At 47.5% G+C, this 25,388-nt stretch carries 23 protein-coding genes and 1 pseudogene; 16 read left to right on the top strand and 8 right to left on the bottom strand.

The genetic code is table 11. From position 1 onward, the window contains the following. Positions 1-3 precede the first annotated feature (3 nt). The gene (locus tag C1I60_RS04255; RefSeq protein ID WP_137060630.1) at positions 4-882 is read left to right on the top strand and encodes a cysteine ABC transporter substrate-binding protein; all 879 of its coding nucleotides are present in this window, start codon (positions 4-6) and stop codon (positions 880-882) included. Positions 883-1,023: 141 nt separating this feature from the next. Here the strand turns inward: C1I60_RS04255 and C1I60_RS04250 are convergent, their stop codons facing one another. Next, positions 1,024-1,293: a helix-turn-helix domain-containing protein gene (locus C1I60_RS04250; protein WP_137060629.1), complete on the bottom strand. Its 270-nt coding sequence runs from the start codon at positions 1,291-1,293 to the stop codon at positions 1,024-1,026. Between the two features lie 226 nt (positions 1,294-1,519). On the opposite strand from C1I60_RS04250, the gene C1I60_RS04245 reads away from it, so the two are divergent. Continuing rightward, a complete protein-coding gene (locus tag C1I60_RS04245; RefSeq protein WP_137060628.1) occupies positions 1,520-1,879 on the top strand; it encodes a hypothetical protein in 360 nt (119 codons plus the stop codon). A gap of 143 nt (positions 1,880-2,022) precedes the next feature. Next, positions 2,023-2,091, top strand: a pseudogene (locus tag C1I60_RS26265) (putative metal homeostasis protein); the annotation flags it as partial. 186 nt (positions 2,092-2,277) lie between these two features. On the opposite strand, the gene C1I60_RS04240 reads toward C1I60_RS26265, so the two are convergent. Both C1I60_RS04240 and C1I60_RS04230 read right to left on the bottom strand, forming a co-directional pair. Beyond that, positions 2,278-3,510, bottom strand: coding sequence for a PHB depolymerase family esterase (locus C1I60_RS04240; protein WP_137060627.1), 1,233 nt, complete (start codon positions 3,508-3,510; stop codon positions 2,278-2,280). A gap of 419 nt (positions 3,511-3,929) precedes the next feature. Further along, positions 3,930-5,351 carry an SMI1/KNR4 family protein gene (locus C1I60_RS04230; RefSeq protein ID WP_137060626.1) on the bottom strand — a complete coding sequence of 474 codons (1,422 nt, stop codon included), beginning with the start codon at positions 5,349-5,351 and terminating at the stop codon, positions 3,930-3,932. Between the two features lie 212 nt (positions 5,352-5,563). Between C1I60_RS04230 and C1I60_RS04225 the strand changes: the two genes are divergently transcribed. Further along, entirely contained in the window at positions 5,564-7,198 is a 1,635-nt protein-coding gene (locus C1I60_RS04225) for a DUF6138 family protein (RefSeq protein ID WP_137060625.1), read from the top strand. Here the strand turns inward: C1I60_RS04225 and C1I60_RS24360 are convergent. The 4 genes from C1I60_RS24360 to C1I60_RS04205 form a co-directional block, all read right to left on the bottom strand. Further along, complete coding sequence (locus C1I60_RS24360; RefSeq protein WP_170970729.1) at positions 7,188-7,547, bottom strand: DUF7716 domain-containing protein; 360 nt, start codon at positions 7,545-7,547, stop codon at positions 7,188-7,190. The genes C1I60_RS04225 and C1I60_RS24360 overlap by 11 nt on opposite strands. An 85-nt stretch (positions 7,548-7,632) precedes the next feature. After that, positions 7,633-7,815, bottom strand: a complete 183-nt coding sequence (locus C1I60_RS04220) for a hypothetical protein (RefSeq protein ID WP_137060624.1) — start codon at positions 7,813-7,815, stop codon at positions 7,633-7,635. A gap of 66 nt (positions 7,816-7,881) precedes the next feature. Continuing rightward, complete coding sequence (locus C1I60_RS04215; protein WP_137060623.1) at positions 7,882-8,511, bottom strand: hypothetical protein; 630 nt, start codon at positions 8,509-8,511, stop codon at positions 7,882-7,884. A 168-nt stretch (positions 8,512-8,679) separates the two neighbouring features. Then, complete coding sequence (locus tag C1I60_RS04205; RefSeq protein WP_137060622.1) at positions 8,680-9,354, bottom strand: immunity 50 family protein; 675 nt, start codon at positions 9,352-9,354, stop codon at positions 8,680-8,682. 426 nt (positions 9,355-9,780) lie between these two features. Here C1I60_RS04205 and C1I60_RS04200 point away from each other — a divergent pair, with 426 nt between their 5' ends. The 10 genes from C1I60_RS04200 (at position 9,781) to C1I60_RS04155 (ending at position 21,716) form a co-directional block, all read left to right on the top strand. After that, positions 9,781-11,388: a DEAD/DEAH box helicase gene (locus tag C1I60_RS04200; protein WP_137060621.1), complete on the top strand. Its 1,608-nt coding sequence runs from the start codon at positions 9,781-9,783 to the stop codon at positions 11,386-11,388. Between the two features lie 275 nt (positions 11,389-11,663). After that, on the top strand, positions 11,664-12,632 hold the full coding sequence (locus tag C1I60_RS04195) for a cation diffusion facilitator family transporter (protein ID WP_137060620.1): 969 nt from the start codon (positions 11,664-11,666) through the stop codon (positions 12,630-12,632). 115 nt (positions 12,633-12,747) lie between these two features. Continuing rightward, positions 12,748-13,770, top strand: a complete 1,023-nt coding sequence (locus C1I60_RS04190; RefSeq protein WP_137060619.1) for an LCP family protein — start codon at positions 12,748-12,750, stop codon at positions 13,768-13,770. A 153-nt stretch (positions 13,771-13,923) separates the two neighbouring features. After that, a complete protein-coding gene (locus C1I60_RS04185) occupies positions 13,924-15,087 on the top strand; it encodes an AI-2E family transporter (protein ID WP_137060618.1) in 1,164 nt (387 codons plus the stop codon). 128 nt (positions 15,088-15,215) lie between these two features. Further along, positions 15,216-16,235: an LLM class flavin-dependent oxidoreductase gene (locus tag C1I60_RS04180; protein WP_137060617.1), complete on the top strand. Its 1,020-nt coding sequence runs from the start codon at positions 15,216-15,218 to the stop codon at positions 16,233-16,235. Positions 16,236-16,465: 230 nt separating this feature from the next. Then, a complete protein-coding gene (locus C1I60_RS04175; RefSeq protein ID WP_137060616.1) occupies positions 16,466-17,359 on the top strand; it encodes an ABC transporter ATP-binding protein in 894 nt (297 codons plus the stop codon). Between the two features lie 10 nt (positions 17,360-17,369). Further along, the gene (locus tag C1I60_RS04170; protein ID WP_137060615.1) at positions 17,370-18,170 is read left to right on the top strand and encodes a hypothetical protein; all 801 of its coding nucleotides are present in this window, start codon (positions 17,370-17,372) and stop codon (positions 18,168-18,170) included. A gap of 85 nt (positions 18,171-18,255) precedes the next feature. After that, positions 18,256-18,732, top strand: a complete 477-nt coding sequence (locus C1I60_RS04165; protein ID WP_137060614.1) for a glutathione peroxidase — start codon at positions 18,256-18,258, stop codon at positions 18,730-18,732. A gap of 388 nt (positions 18,733-19,120) precedes the next feature. Then, on the top strand, positions 19,121-20,482 hold the full coding sequence (locus C1I60_RS04160) for an FAD-dependent oxidoreductase (protein ID WP_137060613.1): 1,362 nt from the start codon (positions 19,121-19,123) through the stop codon (positions 20,480-20,482). Between the two features lie 385 nt (positions 20,483-20,867). After that, positions 20,868-21,716 (top strand): formate/nitrite transporter family protein, encoded by an 849-nt coding sequence (locus C1I60_RS04155; RefSeq protein ID WP_137060612.1) that lies wholly within the window; start codon positions 20,868-20,870, stop codon positions 21,714-21,716. Between the two features lie 149 nt (positions 21,717-21,865). On the opposite strand, the gene C1I60_RS04150 is transcribed toward C1I60_RS04155, so the two are convergent. Continuing rightward, entirely contained in the window at positions 21,866-22,084 is a 219-nt protein-coding gene (locus C1I60_RS04150; protein WP_137060611.1) for a hypothetical protein, read from the bottom strand. On the opposite strand from C1I60_RS04150, the gene C1I60_RS04145 reads away from it, so the two are divergent. After that, positions 22,076-24,208: a molybdopterin-containing oxidoreductase family protein gene (locus tag C1I60_RS04145; protein ID WP_137060610.1), complete on the top strand. Its 2,133-nt coding sequence runs from the start codon at positions 22,076-22,078 to the stop codon at positions 24,206-24,208. The two genes, C1I60_RS04150 and C1I60_RS04145, sit on opposite strands and share 9 nt — an antisense overlap. Positions 24,209-24,255: 47 nt before the next feature. Beyond that, positions 24,256-25,388 (top strand): MFS transporter (locus C1I60_RS04140; protein WP_252361602.1); only part of this gene is annotated, 1,133 nt, incomplete at its 3' end.

Raw genomic sequence — 25,388 nt, 5'->3', positions numbered from 1 at the left:
ACGATGAAAAAAGGGTTGAAGTTAACGACATTATTGCTTGCTGTAAGCCTGCTGCTTATCGGATCGACGGGCTGCGCGGGAGCAGGCGGCAATGCCAATGGCAGTTCTGGCTCGGCAAAATTTGCTTCAATTGAAGACATTAAAAAGAACGGCAAAATCCGAATTGGTGTTTTCGCGGATAAGCCTCCGTTTGGCTACGTGGATTCAGAAGGGAAAAATCAGGGCTTTGACGTATATATTGCGAAACGATTTGCCAAGGACCTTCTGGGCGATGAGTCCAAGGTAGAGTTCGTTCTGGTGGATGCCGCCAGCCGGGTCGCTTATTTGCAATCCAACAAGGTAGACATCATCATGGCTAACTTTACCGTGACGGACGAGCGCAAAGAAAAGGTCGATTTTGCTAATCCATACATGAAATTATCCTTTGGCATTGTATCACCGGACAGCGCTCCGATCACTACAATTGATCAATTGAAAAATTCGGATCAGAAGCTGATTGTCGCAAAAGGGACGACGGCTGAGACCTATTTTACTAAAAATTATCCTGACATCAAGTTGCTCAAATTCGATCAATACACGGAAATTTTCTCAGCCCTCAAAGACAAACGTGGCGCTGCCATCGCTAACGATAATACAGAGCTGATCGCCTGGGCGAAAGCCAACCCCGGCTTCACCGTAACCATTCCGGCCTTTGGCGGCCAGGATACCATTGCCCCCGCAGTAGCGAAGGGAAATAAAGAGCTGCTGAACTGGATCAACAATGAGCTGGATACGCTGGGCAAGGAAAACTTTGTCCATCAAGCCTACAAGGACACACTGACCTCTGTTTACGGAGAAGGCTTCACAGACCAATTGGTCGTAGAAGGCGGCAAAGTGGACTGATTGAGGATGCTGTATGTAGAGAAGAGGTTACGGGGCCCGTTTAAGAACGATCTGACGTATTCGCAAAAAGACACTGTATTGGGACAGTGCCTTTTTGTTTTTTTATATTTGTCTACTTTGATATTAATATCACAGACAGAATCAATGCTTCTCAATTTCATCCTCAGGAATGTATTCTACGATATCAGCAAGAGTAATAGTTCGTGTAAATCTCCGTTGGCGGGCAAATTTGTTCAGAGCATCAAGCATGTGGACGAGTGTTTCCAGTTCAAGTCTTTTGGTTTTTCCATTTACCATGTCAATGACGGTAGCCGGACGTATTTTCGCTTCTACGGCCAGTCTGTTACGTGTAATATCAAGTTCTTCCAAGATGTCGCCAAGTTTAAAATGGTATCTATTTTTAACATCCATAATTTGAATTCTCCTCTTGTGTATCTAAAGTATGAATTTGATCGCGTTATAATAAAATAATCACGAAAATCATTGAAGTTTTACTACAGAAGTATTATTATAAAAGTACATTAAATGCACTTCAGAAGTTTTACTATTGTTTTTATGAATATCTTTTTTAATGAATTGTTAATAGGTCTGCCCTAATGGTAATACTCTAATTTCATAAAGAGGGAGCTAAATTCTAATGAACAAAAGTAATTTTGAAAAAGTAAGTCTCATTCTTGGTCCCTGCGATCTTCCGCATATGTATGAGCTTTTTGAGGGTTATCTGATCAAGGACCGTTACGTCATGATGATCGACAATAGCGTGCTTACCCTTCGACATGTAAAAAAGGAAAGACATCATTCCCATCTATATGTTGACGGCGATACAGGTGGCATCACTCTTGCAAGGCATGTACAACGTGAGGACATAGATGTGATTACTGAATTGGTCGAACGATTGCGCAACATGGATGCATTAAGTTTTCTTACAGACGAACTGTTATGGAATACATGTCGGGAAGATATAGACTTTGATTTAGTTCGGAATAAAGGACTATGAAAAAATGGCGAACGTAAATTCTGATTCGAATTTTTGTTCTCGCTTTACTTATATAATGTAACACAGAAGCGTAAAAGGGTGAAATAAACTCCACCATACGCAAGCTACATATTTACTAATATCCTTTAGGTGCATGCGAGCTTAGAAGCCCGAACAAGGTAACTCGCAGACGAGTTTTGAGAACAATCAAAGCTGCGAAGCGAGCGAGGTAGTAGGTTCAACTTTACTGCAAATGGCAATACCAGTGTCAAGTTTTTCAGTTCTCCTCATTTTATATGGCACCTGCACTCCTGATAGTGGTACACAGGAAGGCAGGTGCCTTCTTTAGATAGCAAAACAACGCCAGACGGGTATCGAACCGCCTGGCGCTTTATTTTTAGAGGTATACAAACATCATTTTATTTCTTTTGCGCAAATAGCCACTCAATCATATCCTGATTTTGCAAAGCGGGAACCCAAGAGAAGTGTCCTACAGGTTTGATAATGCCTGCCTCATATTCAGTAAAATGAATGAGATTTCCGTTTTGCGCTTGAATAGCAGCTACCATTTCTTGCGAGTTTTTAGGACTTACCGTAGTGTCGTCTGCAGCATGGAAGGCCCAAATCGGAACGTTTTTCAATACTTCGACGTGTTTAGGATCAACAGGTGCATACATGTTAACGGCTTTTTCATAGTTGGTCAAACCGGCAATCGGTACACCTGCGGCAAACAAGTCAAGATTTTTCTCCAACAATCTCCACGTTCCCATAGCTCCTTGAGAAATACCAACGATATAGATTCGGTTCGTGTCGATCGGATATTTTAACGCCGTTTCACGTACCAGATCAGCTACAGCGCTGTTGCGCGGCTCATCCGCCCAAATGAATTTATGTTCCAGATCAATCGGGCTTTGTGGAGCGATTACGAAGGAAGGGTGTTTGGCTTGCTGCTCAGGAGAAGCCCAAGTAACAGCACCAGCATTTGCCAGCAGGTTCACTCCGTTTCCGTCACCACGCTCGCCGTTTCCGTGCAGGAACACAACCAGCGGGTAGGTTTTGCCAGACTCTACTTTAGGCTCAAACGTAAAGTAGTTCAGCTTGAAGCCGTCTTTATTTTCAAAGGTGTTTTTTTGAAAATCGTCCACGATAGGTGTAACTTTATCGGTTGCTTTTACAGTCTGTGCAGAGGCAGGAATGACTGCTTTCTTTTGAGTTGCAATGTCTTTCTTCTGACTAATGTAATAATTTAACGTGTTGATGCGGTTGACTGCACTCGTTGCATCGTAAGTAAGGGTACTTGCATTTTTATCTTGCTTATCCAGCTCAATCACGACATATTTACCATGAGTACTGCGGTTGGTAATAGCTCCAGTATCATTGGTATATACACCGGTCACGGTTCTGTCTGTATATACATCATTGAGTACAGATTGTACCTGAAAGCTGGAAGTGGATAAGGATGCCCCGTCAATATTGGTGCTGTATTTCAGTACAACGGCAGAAACGACTTCACCCAAAGGCTGTACCTGAGTAAGCAGGGTAGCCTGTGGTGCTGGTACATCGGATGCTGCGGCAGAGCTGGAGGACGGGAAAACGATCGTGAGCAGGAACACGAAAGATAGTAAAACAAGGGCGAAACGTCTTCTTTGCATGAAATTGATCTCCTTTGGTGTCATTTTTTAAAGCGCTTACACATGCTTGGGATGGTTGACTGTATAATGCTGCATCGATATAAATCAAAAAAAAGGCAAACTCCGGGTACATTAATGTACTCGGGTTTTGCCTTTTCAGTAACAATCCCACTTGCAGGATAGCATCTTCATTGGAATTTGACAAGTGAAAGCGCTACAATACTGGATTTTTTTGGAATCTGAAAGGGTATGCCGAAGTTTCTATGCGCAAAATTGCGGATCAGATCGAATATTCGCCAAGTGAAGCATGCTGCACGGCTTGACTTCCCTGCTCCTGAGTTTTGATTTCCCAACAGCAAATTTGAATGATGAATTAATTTCATTCACTATAGATACCTTTTTCAAGGGGTTAAGCTGCTGATGCAGCGACTCCAAAAGGCTTAGCAAAGCCCCAAATCAGAAAGCTGCTCCAGCACTGCTTCAATACGGCGTTTATCTTTTTTGAGCATAACAAGCTGCAAAGAAGCATGAAGCAGGTCTGAGATGTTAGCCCAAGTGTCTGCTTCCAGAGGAGGAAGAAGATCCCGTTGAATCATGATATTCAATGCTTCGGTTGTGATTTTCTGATAAAGCTCGCCATCGGATAGCCATTCAAGCAACTGTTTAGTTGTAGGATGGGAGTGGGCGAAGAGCGTTGCCCAGCCTTCTACTGGATGATTCACCTTATCCCGCATCCAGTCAATGACCTGTGGTGAATGAAAATGCTGTAGCTGTCCGTTAGCAGTGTACCCTTCTAATTTACCGTCCCCCGTCGAATGCTGTAGCAGGTTATTGCACACGTATGCCAAGCCTTCATGCCTGGGCAGGCAACGGGCGGTCAGGTAGGCACGGGTAGATACAAATGTAACTGCTATAATAGAACCGCTATTTGGAACCAAGGAAGAAGTCCACGTTTGCACAGCGCCCGGCTGCCATAAGGAGCGGACCCAATCAGCAGCCCCGTCGCCAGCGGTTTCTCCTATAAAAACACCCCAGATAGCGAAATTCACAGGACTATGCTGAAGGCGCTGCTCCCAGGCAAGGAAAATATCCTTCGGATCATATGCTTGAAAGGTCTGCAAAATGGCGGGATTGTCTACGCCATGCATCGTAGTGTAATTAATCAAAGCTTCAAGTGAATGGGCATCCTCCAGCTTCACATTGCAGAACACATCCAGCCAGCGTACCCACATTTGTAGTGGGTGACTTGTGAGCTGAATGCCATGCTCGTCAATCACTGTCGTCCAATCCCATACCCATAGGCCGTGCAACGTGAGGATGGTGTCTATATAGGCGGGCAGATTGTCCGCAAGCAAGGTCAACCGATCCTGCTCGTGATCATAGCAGAACACCGCAGGCTCGGTAGTGGATGTAGCCAAATCGAGTAACACTGGATCGCCAGCACCGTTGTAGTTGAAAATCAGATACCGATGTTCGTCCGTCGTCGCTGGTGAGTCTGCATTTTCCCCATAGGATGTGAAATAGCTAATATACTCATGATTCCAGCCGAACTCTCCCGTGATATCTTCGAGTATGTTCAGTCCGTGATCAGAGGTGAAGCTATATTCACCTGTACGTTTCGATACATCAGCTACAATGCAATGTTGAGGAAGCGACCATAACAGATATAAGCTGCCGCACCGTTGGATCAGTTCAGACAGGGAGGCAGGCAAAGTCATCTGTAGCCGTTCCTCCAGAGCAGTTATCTCCACTGTGGAGATGCCCTCCGTCGACTTGTATTCCACGTCAGGCATTCCGCTTTGTCTCAGACGTTCTGCGATATCTCCCAGCCTATCAAGGATTTGCCCAAAATGATCCGTCATTTCATTCGTACTCCTTTTACTTTAAAATCAGACAATGCTGCTTCTGCAACAATGATAGAATCTCATCACGAAGCTCCGTTGCTTTCTGTTCATGGAGTCCAAAAGTAAATGAGAGATATGCTATAATCAGGAAATAAAATAGTTATAGATTAGTCTATCTTAATTACGTAGGAACTACAATTTGTGAAGGCATGGAGGAGGAACACATCATAATGGCATCAGGAGTACAAGCACACATAAATCTGATTTTCGAGGCAATTGATAAGGTATACGCTTCTGAGCAAAAACGAATCGCCGAATTCCAGACCAAAAGTGTCCTTCACGAAGGAATTCATGAATACTTGAACGTCATGTGTAACAAGAACGGACTACGGGTAGATATCTATGAGCTATTTGATTGGGACAGTCGTAAACCGGATACGAAGATCCCTGATTTTACGGAGGGTGTAACGCTCCAGCAGGTGCAGGACGAATGGATGCCTGTGATCAGGGAACGGATAGAGACGCTGTTTAAGTCTGAAAAATTTAGTTCCATGTTCTTTCGTTATCGGCTGGAATTTCATCTGGAAGTGGTCTTGGAGAAGAAATCCAGCCATTTTACATTTTCACTTCTAAACGAAGATAAACGACAGCATTTATTAGCCTCTATCCAACAGTTTGTGGAACAGAAGCTGAACCCCGCCAATAAAGCTGTGCCGAAGGAAAAGGATGATTTTTTCTTTGTGAGGCACTTGCTCGATCCTCATTTGTACCCTATAGATGCCGAACGGGTAGGTGACCTTCTGGATCGAATGGATGCAAAAGTGAAGGTGAGCCGAAATCGTGAGGAAGCATGGAGACATCAGCTTAACGGTGACTTGAAGCGTTGGGCCGAAGATGAATTTTTGGCGAGGTATGCGGATCGTGAAAAAAGCTACGGGTTGGATTATACGGTGAAGCCTGATATTCGTCCTTCAGATATTCCTGCACCAGCCATGGAGATGTTCCTGCTCACCGCCATGCGAGTGGGTTCGACCGATGCCGATGCACGGCAGAAATATTTGGAGATCGCTTCACAGCTAGGCTCGGAGCAGGCCGCCCAGTGGCTCAAGAGCGGATCAGGTAGCATTCCAGCGCTATATACTAGCGAGCGTGTCACCTGTAAAGCGAATGATATTTTGCAAACGCTGGAGGTTCACATTCGTTCAGAGGAAGAAGAGAGCTACAGGGAAGCGCTCGTATATGTATGCGATATTTTACAGAAGGGCTTTACCAAGGAATATCGTATGAAGCTCAAGAGCAAGGTGAAAAATATACTGCCTGTGCCCAAGCTGGCTAAATCCGCGTTGCATCGTTTTTTTGCCAATGCACTGGAATATCCCGCACTTTACCCGCTATTGGCTGAATATGCAGATATCGTGATGGAAGAGTTCAAGTGGTACAACGATGTGGAGCCGGGAGAAAAATCGGCGATGCCAGGCACCTATACGGTGATGGGACTGGGCCTGAAAGGAACAGACTATTTTCCGTGGGTAATTCGCTATATGAAGCTGGTGGACACGGAGCATCAGTCGGTACAGGACGGCTACGCGGCTGTTTTTACTGAAGCGCATGGACTGACGCCAGACACTATTCCAGTTTGGACGACGATTCTTCTGGCAGGCAACCAAAGTGCCAAACCGTTGAAGTCGTCTGGAATCGAAAGCGTAGAGCAGGCCCAGGTGCTGGTAGAGGAACTTGAAAAGCTGGAGGAGTACGACAAAGAGCTGCTCGTTTACCGAATTTGGGGCGGCGAGAAAAAGCTGAAAAGCAGTCTGAAACAGGCTGATCCTGAGGTAAAAGCACTGCTGGAATCTCTTATTCCATAAAAGCATCGTATTCATGGTAATACTGAAGTCCCTGTGCGATGCGGTGGATGTCCGGCTCGTTGCCGCTGCGGCGTAGCACTTCGATGACATCCTGCACGTTCGCTATCTCCAGCCATGTCTGTGCGTGGTGATCGGGAAGGGAAGCGGGAATCCTTTCGTCGCGGTGATTGGTGACGGTGAGACCTGCATCCTCCAGCTCCCATAGTTCTGCCTCCGGGATGATATAATAGGTGGTATTGACAGGATTGCTCTGAAAACGTTCCAGATTGGTGAATACCCATTCATTCATATCCATGTGGCTAACCGCTTGAACTAACGCTTCGAGACTATCAAAGGCTTGTATGCTCACGCTCAGAGATTCCTCCTTCCGATGCCTGCTTATGCAGTAGATTTTGTAATATTTTTAAATGGCCTGGCGCTTCTTCGCATCCTCGTCAGGCCAGCTCTTCCTGAATGATTTCTGTTTTCAGACCTTTGGCGCTTGTCATTGTAATACTAATCGAAACAAAGTCATTTCGCTTGACCTCTTCAAAATCGCATAGCTTGCCGTTGATCAGCTCAAGCTGACCATCCTCATTCACATCGTCTGAAAATTCATCATCCCAAGTACAGCCCATCCCTCCAAATAAGCAGGTCCCAAACGTTCTGTCATAAGTATCCCCTTCCTTTCTCACGGTTATTTTTCATATCATGAATAGAGTAACGATTTTATTGTCCTTGTCCACGTCTACTTTTACGGTAATTCCCAGCTTGTCCTTGAACAGTTTACTGATATTGATGTAGTTATCTTTCACAAGACTGCTTGATCCACCAGAGCTGCGAGTCATACCTGTAGTGATAATGGAGCGAACATATGTCTTGTCAAGCCTGCCTTCGGGGTTATAAGTATAGATGACCTGTTCCTGCTGGTTATAATAATGCTGCAACTGACTATAATCGTTGGCGTTCTTATATTTCTTCTCTTGCCGGACGTAATCGGGATGATCCATGGTGTAGTGAATTCTTCCGTCCATAAAAGGATTTTCTTTGGAGGGCTTGAGTTCATATTGTCCATAGGCTAACTGAAACAAGTATTCCAAGCCGGCGCCTTCCGCCTGGTAGTAGAGCTGACGGTCGTCGCCTTTTTTGTCTATAGCGGTAAAGCTGCTGATGACTGGCCAGGCATCATACTTTTCACCCTCCAAGTCCACGGCAACCTTGTACTGTACAAGTACCTTTTCATTTTGGAATAACCCGAAGCTGCTCATGATGAAATAGGCGGGAACACATATTACCCCGATAATAAGTATGAATATAAATATTTTGACTCGCATGAGTAGGTTGATTCTCCTTTGGATGTCGATTATCTTGACAGTTCCCGCTGGGCAGACACGCCGAATTCCTCATGTTGCAGCAATTGCTTCAGGGCATGTTGTGCGTAGGGCAGGTGCTTATGTGAGCATAGCAGCGCAAAGGCAGCTTCCTTGACTTATATGTATGCATCACTGTGGATCAGCTACCGAGCCTCCAGTGTATTCATTCAACTCTGCAATCTCCGTACGGATGCCTCTGCACAGGAAGCTGCCTGACAGACCGGTTATTGCATCAATATCAATGACCATGTCCGCTTCTTCATAACGGAAATCAAGCTGTAAAATGATATTTTCCGTTTCCATAGCGGTCAACTCATGTTCCTTTGTCTCTAAAAAAGTAAAGGTCACCGCATAACGGGGTACATTTTCCGTTGAAGACATATAAAGTGAAGGCTGTTCAGCGGAAGGCGTCAGATCGGGTGATTTGGGTATCAGTACGGTAGGTGGTGATAGTTCAATCGTCAATGTTATCTGGTCCTTTGTGATATCGGCTGCTGTAATGTGGTCATAATGAAAGGGAGGGAAATATCCGAGCTTTTCCACGATTTTATCTGCTCCTTGAATGGAGACGGTCGGTGAGAAAGCCAGTTCAAGCCCGATGGAGCCTGCCAACTGGCTCTCATATTGCGGATTGATCCGTACAAGAGCCTGTTCCGCCCCTACCTCCACAATCGTGCCGATAAAATATTGCTTGCCATGAATCAGAACAATATCATGCGGAACGAACGGCAGTGCGCCCCCTGCTTTGTAATGAATGAGATAATCGTTTTCTATTTTTTCAACGTTTTGAACCTGAATATGCATAAGTTTCAACCTCCTGATGTTTAGTATAATGGATTTTTCAAGGTTGTGGTAAAGAAAAACAAGTCCATGACTGGAAAACATAATTTATGTCTGGGTATTCTGTTCGAGCATTTCCTATTTCATAATATCTGACATGGCAACTAAATTCACCTTTTGCATCCGTTCATTAAAATGGTTTGGAAACCCGTTCAACTTCGCGTATACTAGGAAAGTCATATATGGAACGGCCTGAGCCGCATTGCGGCCGTATGTTTGGGTTACATGAACAGAATCAACGATAACGGATAAGCTCCCTTCCTGAAAAGGGTTGAATGAGAACCGATACAAAAATGGGAATTCTGAACTATGGAACGATGGATGTCATATGGCACATGAACCTATTTTACGTGACACATATTGAATACAGATAAGGGAAGTGAATACCACTTGAAGAATTTTGCAGCATTAGGCGTAGAGCAGCATTGGGTAGACGCCTTGAAAGAGCAGGGAATTACAGTACCAACACCTGTGCAACGGGAATCCATTCCGCTGTTGATGGAAGGCCAGGACGTTATTGCCGAGGCGCATACGGGAACAGGTAAAACGCTTGCGTTTTTACTGCCGATTTTGCAAAAAATGAATTTGGACAAGCGCCATCCGCAGGCGCTCGTGATTGCCCCAACGCGTGAGCTGGCGCTCCAGATTACACAGGAAGCGAACGTGTTGGCTGCAACGGAGCCAAGCTTGTCGTTGCTGGCTGTTTATGGAGGCCAGGATGTAGAGCGTCAGCTTCGCAAGCTGAAGGGCGGCGCACAGTTGATTATCGGTACACCCGGACGACTGCTGGATCACCTGAGACGCGGCACGCTGGATCTGAGCGGTGTTAAAATGCTGGTGCTGGATGAAGCGGACCAAATGCTGCACATGGGCTTTCTGAACGATGTAGAGACGATTCTTCAGGAAGTTCCGTACCGGAGACAGACGATGCTGTTCTCGGCTACAATGCCAGCAGGGATCCGCAAACTGGCTCGTGTATATATGAACGAACCCGTGGATGTAAAAGTGAAGTCTGCTTCTTCCGTTCCGGTGACCCAAATCCGTCAGGTCGTTGTACAGACGACGGATCGGGGCAAGCAGCAAGCATTAGTGGATATGCTGAATGCGGATCGTCCGTATTTGGCTGTTATTTTCTGCCGTACGAAGCGCCGTGCTGCTGCGTTAAATGAGCAGTTGCAAGAAATGGGCTTCGAGAGCGGCGAGCTTCACGGGGATTTGTCCCAGAACAAGCGTGAGCAAGTGATGAAGGCGTTCCGTGAAGCGAAGCTTCAATTGCTTGTAGCGACCGATGTAGCCGCACGCGGCCTGGATGTGGAAGGCGTAACGCATGTCTTCAACTATGACATGCCGCAGGATGCCGAAAGCTACATCCACCGCATCGGGCGTACTGGCCGCGCCGGAGGCAAAGGTGTGGCGGTAACGCTCGCCACGCCACGGGATGTTCCTGAGCTTCGGAACATCCAGAAGGTTGCTGGTGTCACATTCACCAGCAGCGAGGGCGGTGGGCAGCGTAGACCTGCTGCCGGTACATCTGAGCGGCAGGATGGAGAACGCCGCTCAGGCAGAAACGACCGCCGTTCCTTTGGCGGCAACGGTTCCGGCGGCGGACGCCGGGGCAGCGGCCGTGAACAGGCAGGCCGTGGCCGCACCGAGCGGGAACAGCCGCGCGAAGGGCGCTCAGCCTCCGCAGGCGACGAGCGTCGCTCCAGCCGCAGCAGCGAACGCGGCGGGTATGACCGCAGCAGTGGCGGTTCCGCCCGCGCAGGCCAAGGTCGCTCCGCAGGGCAAAGCAGCGAACGCGGCGGGTATGACCGTAGCAGCGGCGGTTCTGCTCGCGCAGGCCAAGGTCGCTCCGCAGGGCAAAGCAGCGAACGCGGCGGGTATGACCGCAGCAGCGGCGGTTCCGCCCGCGCAGGCCAAGGTGGTCGCGGTGGACAGGCCAAAGGCGGCCCGCGCGGGGCTCAAGGACAGGGGGGCCGTCGCGGACGGTCCAGATAAAGCAAGAGCGTTCTCATAGAACGCTCAACTATGGTTATGATAATAGCCCCGGAGAGGCTCATCTTCCGGGGCTATTGTAATCTCCACCCATGCCGCTGATGCGGCAGCATCATATGATGACACAAGCAGCATTACTGCGCTGAGCTAACAAAGTAAACCAGCGGCATAGCTGCCTTGAGCAACTGAAGAAAAACCAGCAGCATAGCTGCCTTAAAAACAACTGATTAACTTGGCGATAACAGTTGTTTTTAAGATAGATACGGAGGTTATACATCATGCAGGAACAGGATATGGGCAAACGTGCTATGCTGTCAGCGTGGATCAGCCTGATCAGCAACATCCTATTAACCGGCATTAAAATCATTACAGGCGTCATGTTCAACAGCAAGGTGCTGGTTGCTGATGGTGTGCATAACGCCGGGGACGTAATCGCCTCGGCAACGGCACTGGGAGCGATGCGTATATCGAGTCTTCCGCCGGATGAGGATCATCCTTATGGTCACGGCAAGGCAGAGGTCATTGGGGCCAGCGTGGTGGCGGTCATTTTATTCGCAGCCGGCATATTTATTGGCTATCATTCCATTATGGCGCTGTTTGAGCCTATGCCGAAGGAACATATACTGGCACTGGTGGCGGCAATCATCTCCCTGCTCTGGAAGCAATGGCTGTATATATATACCATCCGTATCGGAAGGGCAGCCAACAGCCAGGGGCTTATAGCTACGGCCAAGGATCATTTGGCGGATGTGTACGCCTCCGCTGCTGCTGTACTAGGTATTGGTTTAGGTCTGATCGGGGAGCATTGGAGCATTCCTATTTTATCCTACGGTGACCCGATTGCAGGGTTTGTGGTCGCATTGCTGGTTCTGAGGCTGGCGTGGGAAATGGGCCGTGAATCCATAGATGTACTGATGGAAAAGGCGATTGCAACCGAGGAAATCGAAAGCTATGCGAAAGCAGCCCTAAGTGTAGACGACGTTCAGCGAATTGACCGCATTCGTGCCCGTGAGCACGGTCATTACATTATTGTGGACATCCGCGCTTCTGTGGATGCTTCCCTGACGATTCAGCAGGGACATGATATTATCCGGCTGATCAAAGGGGCTGTGATGAAGCAGGAGCCGAGGGTTTACGAGGTGCTTGTGCATCTTAATCCATGGTACGCGGACACCCCTGACAATGCTAACCTGGCGCCGCAAGAACATAAGAATAACAGCGTGACAGACAAGGAAAACAATCATTAGCCGCAGGTCAATCGTGCTATGCTGAACAGACGACCCGAATTGACAGATAACTTGCAGGGAGGGTATGCTTTTATAAGCTGAAAGATGTTGAATAAAAGCGAGGTTACCCGAAAATATGCGAAAAATATTAAAATGGCTGGGTATTTCTGTGACTGCGGCAGTTCTTTTGGTGGGCGGATATTATGCTTACTCTATATATCATTTTACAAATCAAATTTCGGTCGCTACTGGTCAGGATTCGAAATTTAAGCCGCAAGCACAAAGCCAGTCCCCAACAAATGTACAGCCCGTAGAAGTGTCTCTTCCCCCGGAGTGGGATGGGAAAGAGAGAGTGAATATTTTGCTGCTGGGCGGCGATTCACGCGGGGAGGATTCAGGACGCTCTGACTCTGTTATGGTTGCTTCTGTTGATCCGGTCACGAAGAAGGCTACGCTTATGTCGATCCTGCGTGATACGTTCGTTGATATTCCGGGCCATGGGCAAGGTCGATTGAATGCCGCATTTTCTTACGGCGGGCCTGACCTGACCAGACAAACGGTGAGCGACCTGCTCGGCATACCGATCCAATACTATGTATACACGGATTTTAACGGCTTTATTGCGCTGGTGGATTCTGTGGGCGGTATTGATCTGGATGTCGAAAAGGATATGTACTACACTTCCAAAGCAGACAAGCACCAGTTTGATATTGATCTGAAAAAGGGAATGCAGCACATGGACGGCAAAACGGCCTTGCAATATGTACGTTTTCGTCATGATGCCACTTCCGATTTTACGCGTACGGAGCGGCAACGCAAATTTATTACCGAGCTGGGTGGCAAAATCCAGTCGACCTCGTCTCTGATTAAGCTGCCAAGTATTTTAAACAGCATCTCTCCATATATTGAAACGAATCTGAGCACAACGGAAATGCTGCAACTGGCTTCATTAGGCTTTAATATCGACGCCAAAACCATCGCGAAACAGCAAATTCCACCGAATGAGCTGGTGCGAGAGACAACGGTTAAGGGGGCACAGGTATTGGGTGTGGACCAGAGAAAGCTTAAGAGCTTTGTACAAAATATGTTTGAGCAAGAAAACAAACCTGTGACCACAACGACGGATTCTGCTGCAACCAAGACAAACGATACTCCATAACATTCCAAAGCAAGCAAAGTCTGTATGCTGTCGTACAACTTTGTTTGCTTTTGTGTTATATGGGTATAACCTTGTATATATTAATCTAAAAATATATCCTAACAATATGTAGGATCTTTACACTCATTTGCTTAAAGAGAAGGGGAATGTCATGTGGAAACAACTCCAGCATGGAAAGACCGATTCAAAAAGTTTTTTCTGAACAACAAGTTTGTGTTATTCCTGCTGGTACTGCTGCTGATCGGCTTAAATGTATTGGTGCTTACCAAAATTTCGTACATATTTACCCCCGTTATTGTGCTGCTCAAAACGATCATTCTTCCTGTCATTTTGTCCGGTGTTTTGTACTATCTGTTCAATCCGCTGGTTGATGTGCTGGAGCGCAACAAGGTCAAACGGATTTACTCCATTATTGTGCTTTATTTGCTTATCATAGGGATTATTACCGTCGTGATTACATCGGTAGTGCCTGTGATACGCGATCAGATTCAGGGATTGATTCAAAATGTGCCTGCATATAGCGAGCAAGTACAACAACAGTTTGAGAAATTAATTGGCAGTGACTTTGTTAACCAGTTCCAGAACACAATTCAAATCAATCCGTCGGAGCTGGCCTCCAAGGCTTCTGAAAAGTTATCTGCCTTCATTAATAATGCCTGGGCAAGTTTGGGAAGCTTTTTGGGTGTAGTCACAGAAACGGTGCTTGCGATCGCTACGGTTCCATTTATTTTGTTTTACTTGCTGAAAGATGGACATAAGCTGCCACAGACGATTCTGAAAATGTTCCCGCCTATGCTGCGTAAAGAGACTGATCGCATTATGACCGAAATGAATCATCAGGTCAGCTCATATATACGGGGGCAGATTATTGTCAGCTTCTGTATCGGGGTGCTGTTGTATATCGGCTACTTGATCATCGGACTGGACTATTCTCTGACGCTTGCCGTCATTGCGTCCTTTACGAGCGTTGTTCCTTATTTGGGACCTGTGATTGCCATTACGCCTGCATTAATTGTAGCTTTGGTAACATCTCCGGTTATGCTGCTCAAAATGGTCATTGTATGGACAGTCGTACAGCTCATTGAGGGTAAATTTATTTCTCCGCAAATTATGGGCAAGTCTCTCCGGGTGCATCCGATCACCATTATCTTTGTCATTCTGACGGCGGGCAATCTGTTTGGAGTGGTAGGGATTATACTGGCGGTTCCGGGCTATGCAGTATTGAAGGTTATCGTCACACATCTGTTTAGTTTCTTTAAAAAGCGTTCACATCTTTATGAAGCGGATAAAGTGAAGGCGAGCCTCAACGAAAAATAAACATTTCCAATTCCGGTGTAAAATCAATTTTCCAGTATAAATCCAATTGACCCCTCTTGGGTAACTGTGGCTTCGCGTGCTATAATTAATGCCTATTCTTATTCCCAAACAGAAAGGTCAGACTTTATATGATAAAACTCAGCATTCTTGACCAATCTCCGGTATCGGAAGGCATGACGCATGCGCAAGCATTACAAAAGACCGCTGAGCTTGCTATAGAGGCGGAGCGCTTGGGGTATCATCGCTTTTGGGTATCAGAGCATCATGCTGCCTCTAATCTTGCTGGTTCCAGCCCGGAGGTATTGATTTCGCATCTGGCCGCTCGTACCTCAACCATTCGAGTGGGATCAGGCGGTGTGATGCTGCCGCATTACAGCGCTTATAAAGTAGCGGAAAACTTCCGTGTATTGGAGGGCTTGTACCCGGGGCGCATGGATTTGGGTCTGGGACGAGCGCCGGGAGGAATGCCAATCGCTACCAGAGCCTTGCAGGAGGGTAAAATGCGAGGTGGTGTCGATCTGTACCCCGAGCAGTTGGATGACCTGCTAGCCTATTTGTATGACAGTACGGGCAGTGATCATCGCTTCGGCTCATTACAGGCGATGCCGCTCGTAGAAACCGTGCCAGAAATGTGGCTGCTCGGCTCCAGCGGCGACAGTGCAGGGCTTGCAGCCGAACGTGGCGTGGGCTTTGCATTTGCGCAGTTCATCAACGGCGAAGGCGGCACAGGAGCGATGAAAGAGTATCAGGAGCATTTCAAGCCTTCGCAGCACAGTGATCAGCCGCGTTCACTTGTCGCTGTATTTGCTATCTGTGCGGATACCGAAGAGGAAGCCAATCGATTGGCTTCCAGTATGGATCTGTCCCTGGTGTTGCTGGAGCAGGGAATGCGTTCCGCTGGCACACCTTCCGTAGAAAAGGCATTGGCCTATCCTTATACGCCATATGACCGGATGCGCATCCGTGAAAATCGCAAGCGCATGGTAGTTGGCTCACCTGAGCAAGTGAAGCACCAAATTGAGCAATTGAGTGAGGCTTATCATACACAGGAAATCATGGTCGCCAGTATTATTCATGACTTTGACGCCAAGTTGAAATCCATACGTCTCATGGCTGAAGCATTTGGGCTGCGTTCTGTACAGTCTTGATGTTGTCTGCCGGATATTGGAAGATCACAGCTTTGAGGAGCTGTGGTCTTTTTTTGTGAATTTTCGGGGTCATTTTCCGTGAAATGATTCCTATGCTAAGGGAATATGCCAATCAATACTTGATAATGATTATCAATATCTTTATTATATAAAGATAGCATGAAGTTTTGATGAATCACGTGCGTTAAGCCCGTAACTATATATTAGATAAGGGAAAGGAATGATTCCGAATGTTTCGTCTGAAAACGGCTAATCTGGATATTGCTTATGAAGATCGGTTGATTGTGGAGGATCTGAACGTTGAAATACCGCAAGGGAAAATCACAGCATTGGTGGGCGCAAATGGCTCTGGCAAGTCCACCATTCTGAAGACGATGGCTCGCATCATGAATCCTAAAGGCGGCAGCGTTCTGCTCGACGGTAAATCCATTCATAAGCAATCTACCCGGGAGGTAGCGAAGCAGTTGGCTATTTTGCCTCAAAATCCGACTGCACCAGAAGGGTTGACCGTGACGGAACTGGTATCTTACGGACGTTTTCCCTATCAAAAAGGCTTTGGCTCCATGAAAGCAGATGATCGTAAAATGGTAGAGTGGGCCATTCAGGTGACAGGTATGAGCGAATTCCACGATCGCCCGATCGACCAGCTTTCTGGCGGGCAGCGTCAGCGTGCATGGATTGCCATGGCGCTTGCGCAGGATACGGATATTTTGTTTCTGGATGAACCGACTACCTTTTTGGATATGGCGCATCAATTGGAAGTGTTGCATTTGCTAGAATATTTGAACACTTCGGCCGAACGTACCATTGTCATGGTCGTGCATGATTTGAACCATGCTGCCCGGTACGCCCAGCATATGATTGCGATCAAAAAAGGGAAGGCCGAGGCTGTAGGAACGCCGACCGAGGTCATGTCCCCTGACGTGCTGCGTGAGGTGTTCGGTATTGAAGCAGATATCGTAACAGATCCTCGTACAGGTGTACCGCTGTGTCTTCCATATGCTTTGGCCGGACAACCAGCGGTAAGCCAGGCCGTAAAGGGATTGAAGCTGGAGGAGAATCATGTAGCTGGCTCCGTTTCCGAGCGGCGTGAAGCCAGACCACAGGTAGCGGCAAGAGGATAAAGGAGACGTAATGAAACCATTGGATTATGAACAGCTTGAGCAATTGGCGCGAATAGTGACAGACACACCAGAAGATGCAGTATACTCCGGGCCCGTGGCTGGATGGCTTGAACCGGATAAGCTTCGCACTGTGCTGGAGTATTATGGTGAGTTGCTGTCTGCGGAAGACAGCTTGACCACAGCTGTTTATTTTGTGAACCAGTTGCGTGGTCTTGTATTTGCCCAGCATTTTATGGTGTCTTTGTGTGAACGTCGTCTCGATCTGTCGGTTTCCAATCTCAGATTTCATATTTGTTATCAAGGGAAATATCCCGCCATCAGCTTTCAGGTCATCGACCAAACAGAGCTGGACAGCAACAGGCAAGACGAGCATCATTCATCCGGGCAAGCGCAGCAGGTGCTGCGCGACTTTTACAGCTTGCAGATCAGACCGATACTGGAGGCGATGGCTTCGGCAGGAGGTGCATCTGTTGGACAGATGTGGGGACAGTTCCCGCTGACTTTGCTGTATTTTAAGGACAGGGTACAGCCATCGCTAACCGATCCACAGGATGTGGAGCGTTTGGAACAAGATTATTATTATGTGACGCGGGAGCTGGAGGGAGAGGTGTTCGGGCGGAAAAAAAACCCGTTTACGGTCCGTCTCGTTGAGCTGGATAACCCTTACCGTCCCGGTGAGAAGGCATATATGAAACCGTCCTGCTGCCAATATTACAAAACAGGCGGAGGCCAGCGGTATTGTTTTGCGTGTCCAAGGATGTCCGCCTCAGAACGTGAAGAACGCAGACTCGAAGTGGTGGCGTCTCGCTAGTATCGAGGGATATTGGCATGTCCGTCTCGTTTTGGGTAAAATAGGTGATGAAACTTAAACCAAGCGAAACAAAGGAGGATGCTATATGTCCGTCTATTCACATCAAGCTGTAACACCAGCGAATCAGGAGGTTCCTCTGGATACCTACACCGGTAAGGTGCTGGTGATCGCGAACACCGCAAGCAAATGCGGACTCACCCCGCAATATGGGGATTTGCAAAAGCTATATGATGAATATAAGGATCGGGGACTGGTTGTATTAGGCTTTCCTTGCAACCAATTTGGCGGTCAGGAGCCGGGCAGCAGCGAGGAAGCGGCTGAATTTTGCCAACTGAATTACGGGGTTAATTTCCCGGTATTCGCTAAAGTGGACGTTAACGGCCCGGATACGGCATCTCTGTTTGAATATTTGAAAAAGCAGCAGCCTGGAGAGCAGGAAGATGGTACGATTCAATGGAATTTTACGAAATTCATTGTGAATCGTGAAGGTGTGCCGGTGAGTCGTTTTGAACCCAAGGAATCACCAGAGGCGATGAAAGCGGCCATCGAGGAACTTCTATAATAGCTTCCACTTAGTTAGAAATATGCGTTTATATAAGGTCGAATCTCTGTTGTTTCTCGAGATTCGGCCTTTTGTGCTTTCTGTATTTTATATGTGGTATTGTTCGTTGCAGTAGCATTTGGAAGCCTGATAAAAAGGCATAGTCAAGCCCCATGCGGGAAAAACTAAATGAAGCAAAGTGGCGTTGCAGCAAACGGTTGACGTTGTATCTTCCTGACTTTGAAAATGTGGACAAAGTGTGAATATCATAAAAAGCTATTGTAATGTGAAAAATATCACACTATAATAAGCGCATGAAGTGAAATAAATCACAATCAACAACGCGGTTACGTGAAACTATTCACAAATATCATATATTTTATGCCCACACACCAAGGAGGAATTCAACATGAAAGTAGCAGTTATCGGATGTACACACGCAGGTACGGCAGCCATCGTCAACACAGCCAAATGTTATCCAGATGCAGAAATTACCGTTTACGAGCGTAATGACAATATTTCGTTTTTATCCTGTGGTATTGCACTGTACGTAGGTGGTGTCGTCAAAGATCCGCAAGGATTGTTTTATTCTTCCCCGAATGAACTGGCTGAGCTGGGTGTCGTGACCAAGATGCTTCATGAGGTAACGAATGTCGATACAGCAGGCAAAACGCTGCAAGCACGCAATCTCCAAACAGGAGAAGAATTTACGGACACCTTTGATAAATTGATTGTAACTACGGGCTCGTGGCCTATTATTCCGAAGCTGGAAGGTATTGAGCTTGATCATATTCTGCTCTGCAAAAACTATAATCATTCCAATGACATCATTGAGAAAGCCAAGCATGTACAGAATATTACAGTTGTTGGAGCCGGATATATCGGTGTTGAGCTGGTGGAAGCTTTTCAAATGAATGGTAAGAACGTAACGCTGATTGATAGCGCTGATCGTATTTTGAATAAATATTTGGATCCGGAATATACAGACCGAATTGAAGATTCCTTGAAGAAACATGGCATCAAGCTGGTGCTGGGAGAAACCGTGAGCCGTTTTGAAGGAAATAACGGTAAGGTGAATAAAGTGGTGACATCCCAAGGAGAATATGAAACAGAGCTTGTTATTCTCTGCATCGGCTTCCGTCCTCAAACGGATCTGCTTAAAGGTCAGGTGGACATGCTGCCTAACGGCGCGATCATTGTGGACAATTTTATGCAAAGCAGCTGCCCGGACGTATTTGCTGCAGGCGATAGCTGTGCAATCCGCTATAACCCGACAGGCCAAACAGCGTATATTCCGTTGGCAACCAACGCTGTTCGTATGGGCACGCTGGTGGCACGCAATTTGGTTCAACCGACCATTGCCTATATGGGAACACAGGGAACTTCGGGTATTAAAATTTATGAAGATAATATTGCAGGAACAGGTTTGACGGAAGCGGCAGCAGCGGACGAAGGTATGGCCGTAGAGGCTGTAACCATTGAGGACAGCTACCGCCCTGAATTTATGCCAACGTCGGAAAAGGTGCTGCTGAAGGTTGTATATGAGCAGGAGACACGGAGAATTGTCGGAGCACAAATTATGTCGAAGGTAGATTTGACCCAATCGATTAATACCCTGTCGGTGGCGATCCAAAATCATATGACCATTGACCAACTGGCCTTTGTGGATTTCTTCTTCCAGCCGCATTATAACAAGCCTTGGAATTTCCTAAATGCAGCGGGTTTACAAGCATTGCCGCCGATATCTGAACGGAAGCCAGTTACCGTATAATTCATTTTGTCTGTGACATTGTTCATAAGTTTGTCAACAATCTGAGACGTATGGACGAATCCTTATAGTACAATATAAAGTAGCATAAGGATTAGGGGGTAAGTAGCTTATGGATTTGTTTTATATCCTTTTTCTTGTAGCCGTGGCGCTGGGAGGCCTAGGTGGAGTTATTTGGTTCTTAAGAGCAGTTGAAAAGGAAGAATACAACTAAATGTAAAGCGCATAGTAGCGCAGTAGACGTAATAATACATGAAAAACAGTCCTTTATCCAAGGGCTGTTTTTTAATATTCATTAAAGTGATTTTTTTCACAAACAAAACCACTGATTTTAAATAAAATATGTGAGAGAATGTTGTAGTAAAAAGATGTTAAAGGAGCGGAATATATGGCAAGTTATAAGCCGGGGCAGATTGCTGAAAAGACGGTGGAAACAGGAGTGGCCAAAGCGAACAATCCATGGACTGTGGCAGTGGTATTGGGATTTTTAGCAGGTGCATTTATTGCGCTTGGTTTTTTGCTAGATATACGAGTTATCGCAAGCGCGCCCAAAGAATGGGGGAGTATTGCTACTTTTATTGGAGCAGCCGTGTTCCCTGTAGGTCTGGTATTGGTATTGATCGGAGGCGGAGAATTGCTGACCGGTAATATGATGGCAGTCCCTTTAGCGAGATGGGCAGGACGGATCAAGACCGGGGCGATGTTCCGTAATTTAGCAATTATTACGCTTAGTAATTTTGCGGGTGCGTTGTTTGTTGCCTTTTTCTTTGGTCATGTGCTGGGTTTAACCGAGACAGGACCTTATTTGGACAAAGTGGTGGATATGGCGGGACACAAGCTGCATGAAAGCTTTTTGCAATCGTTTATATCCGGTATTGGATGTAACTGGCTGGTAGCGCTGGCTGTCTGGTTGGCGTATAGCACGGATTCGATCGGCGGCAAAATTATGGGGATCTGGTTCCCGACGATGGCCTTTGTAGCTATCGGATTTCAGCACGTTGTAGCCAATATGTTTCTAATTCCGGCGGCTATTTTTGCAGGTCATTTTTCATGGGCAGATTATGTCATGAACTTCATTCCGGTTTGGCTGGGGAATTTGGTGGGAGGAAGCATGTTCGTAGCTGGAGCTTACTGGTTGGCATATTTGAAAAAGCCTCATTCCGCTGTGCATCCTGTGAATGAATCACCTCAGGCCCCCTCGTCTACTGCAACAACTCCGTTGAGTGACCATGCCTGATTAGGCAGGGCTTAGAAAAATGAGAACAAAGCAAATCCGCCATGGCAGGTCCGGGGGAACGAAACCTGTCATGGCGGATTCTTTTGGGAGTGGTTCAAGATTTGGCATGGAGGATGAGTGTGCTCTCGTCCATAATGCCTTGATCTCTTTTACCCTTGGTATTCAATATTGAAACAGGTATGATCAAAAAATAATATAGAATATTTGAAATCCGTTTTGCTGTGAGCAGCAAGCGGATTTTTTAATCTTTTGGACGGATTTGGGTTGGCAAAATCCTTCTCTTGCCATAGGACATAGCTGTATATATGATAAGAACAGTGTAATTTTTGGAAACGGTAACGGAAAGGAGCATCAACACCATGGATCATAGCAACAGCGCGCCTCCTGAGGACGTGCTTCAGCAAGACTTACAAAGGGGACAGCGAATGACGGAGCGTACGGACGGTATTTTCCCGGCTGTATGTCCGCTGGATTGCCCGGATACGTGCGGGCTCCTGCTTCACAAGGAAGATGGAAAGATCGTCAAGGTGACTGGTAACCCGGATCATCCCATTACAAAAGGGGCTATTTGCAACAAAGTTCGCAATATGACGGAGCGGGTGTATGACCCCGAGCGGCTGCTCTATCCGTTGAAGCGTGTAGGCCCCAAGGGGAAAGGGGAGTTCGAACGAATTAGCTGGGAGGAGGCAGTCGATACCATTACTGGCCGCTTCAAGGAACTGATTTGCACGGATGGCCCGGAATCTATTCTCCCCTACAGCTTTTACGGCAATATGGGCGTGTTGAGTGTGGACGGGATGGATCGCCGTTTTTTCAATGCGCTGGGTTCAAGCCAACTGGACCAGACGATTTGCAGTGTGGCCGGGAATGAAGGCTGGGCATCCGTCATGGGTTTTAAGGGCGGCACCAGTCCAGAGGATACAGAGGATGCTGACCTCATTATTGTATGGGGTGGAAATGTCATCAGCACCAATATGCATCAGGTGGTGTTGGCCGAGAAGGCACGCAAAAAAGGTGCCAAGGTGATCGTCATTGATGTCCACCGCAACCGGACAGCGCAATGGGCGGATTGGTTCATTCCGCTCTACCCGGGAACGGATACCGCGCTTGCGCTGGGTGTTATGCATGTACTGTTCGAGCAAGGGCTGACGGACGATGAATTTTTGCGCCGCTATACGGTCGGTCATGAGGAACTGCGCGAGCATGTGAGGGCATATACCCCGCAGCGCGTCTCACGTATTACAGGTGTGCCGGAGGCAGATATTATCCGTCTCGCGGAGATGTACGGACAGGCGCGAGCGGCGTATATCAACATTGGCAACGGGCTTCAGCATCATGATAATGGCGGCATGAATGTACGCGCGGTTACATGCTTGCCCGCGCTCACCGGGCAATGGCTAAAGCACGGCGGGGGAGCATCACGCTCCAACGGCGCTTACGGCAAATTCAACGGCGCCAATCTGGCCCGTCCTGATTTGCGTAAAAACCCGGATGCCCGGGTGATCAACATGAACCAAATCGGCGAAGCGCTGCTGCAGAAGGACGTGCCGATCAAGGCGCTGTTCGTGTATTGCAGCAATCCGGTTGTCGTAGCACCCGATGCTGATCGGGTGACGCAGGGGTTTGAACGGGAGGATTTGTTCACGGTCGTTCACGACCTGTTCCTCACCGATACGGCCCGCTATGCGGATATTGTCCTGCCTGCTGCGTCTTCTTTTGAAGGTACAGACCTGTACAAATCCTATTGGCATCACTATGTCCAGATGCAGAAGCCAGTCATTGCTCCGCTCGGAGAAAGCAAAAGCAACTATGAGCTGTTTAGCCTGCTCGGACGAGCCATGGGCTTTGATGAGGCTGCTTTCACGGAAAGTGAAGAGGACATGATCGCGGGTGCACTTGATAACCCGACGAATCCTTATCTCAACGGTGTGACTTTGGAAGCCTTAAAAAAGTCACCTTTTGTCAAACTGGACATGACGCCGAAGGCTACCTATCTGGATCGTCTGACTACGCCTTCGGGCAAGATTGAGCTGTATTCGGAAAAGATGAAGCAAGCGGGTCTGCCCGCGATGCCTTCGTATGTGCCGCTGATCGAAGGATACGACGGAGAGCATCGGCCGCAAGCGGACGAGCGGTTCCCGCTGATGTTTATTTCGCCACCGAATCATAATTTTCTGAATTCCACGTTCGCAAACTTACCCAAGCATCAGCGGCTGGAACGAGAGCCTTTGCTGCAAATTCATCCGGAGGATGCTCAGGCAAGAGACATCGCGGACGGTGATCCGGTTACGGTATGGAACGACCGGGGAACGTATGAACTGAAAGCCAAAGTCACGGATCTGATGCTGCCTGGTACGGTGATTAGCCAAGGGTTATGGTGGGAAGGTAAAGGACGCAGACAGCGTGCCAATGTATTAACCTCTGACCGACTGTCGGATATGGGGCGGGGGGCTACTTTCTTTTCAACGGTGGTGAATGTGAAGCGTCAATGAGATAATGTCTTGTTATGGTGTCAGATGCTAAAGGAGAAACAAAATATATGAAATGGTTGGATTCTTATCCGAAGGAAGTAAAAGTGTTTCTTGTCGCCAGTCTCATTAATTCCGCCGGGAGCTCTCTTATGTGGCCGTTGGTTAGCATGTATGTGTTTGACGAGCTGCACCGCAGCATGGGAGATGCGGGGATTGCGATTTTGGTGCAGTCCCTGGGCGGGATTTTTGGTCAGGTGTTAGGAGGAGCCCTTTATCACCGCATTGGGGCCAAAAAACTGATTGTCGGCTCGCTGGCAATGAACGCACTGGGACTTCTCACGCTTCCGTTTACCAGCGGTCACTGGATTGCGTTTGTTATTATGATGGGCTTTATCGGCTTTTTTAATGTCGTATCTGTGCCCGCGATTCAGGCATTTGTAGGTTTTCGCTTTGCTGACCGTCGTGGAGAGCTATTCAACATTATCTATGTTGCCAATAATATAGGGGTGGCGTTGGGTACGGGACTGAGCGGCGTTCTGGCCGATCTCTCCTATCAGCTCAGCTTTGTCATGAACGGGATTACCTCTGCGGTATTTGCCGGGTTTTTCTGGTCCTATCTGAGCAGGGTCGATCGGGAAGAGGGGGAAGTTCATCTCAGCAAGTCCGTGAAGAAAAGAACAGAGGAAATACCAGCGCGGCTGCTCTTCCGTGATACTAGGCTGTATCTCTTCGTCGGGTTGGGCTCGCTCTTTTTATGGTTCGGTAATTCGATCTGGAATACGGGCGTATCTCCATATATTATTGAGCAGGGCTTGCCTAAAACGATGTACGGGCTACTATGGACACTGAACGGTGTGCTAATTTTTGCTGCACAGCCGATTATTTTCTGGCTAAAGCGTCTCTACGCAAGGCACGCTTCGGCTCAAATGACGTGGGCCGGGGGATTTTATTTGGCAGCCTACATCGTCATGCTAGGCACACAGAACTATACGGGGATGATATTCGCCATGGTTTTGGCAACCCTGGGAGAAATGCTGATCGCACCTGCGGTTCCGGCATTTTTGTCGGATCACGGAGGTCGGGGGGCACCCTTTTACATTGGGTTAGTAGGGGGTATTGGTGCAGCCGGACGGGTGATGGGGCCTTATATTATGGGGAGGCTATATGATGGTGGTGGTCTGCCGCCCACAATTTGTCTGGC

The sequence above is a fragment of the Paenibacillus terrae genome (genome assembly GCF_005217525.1).
Taxonomy (GTDB): domain Bacteria; phylum Bacillota; class Bacilli; order Paenibacillales; family Paenibacillaceae; genus Paenibacillus; species Paenibacillus terrae_C.
The sequence above is the reverse complement of the archived record's forward strand: the minus strand, read 5'-3'. Positions and strand labels throughout refer to the sequence as shown.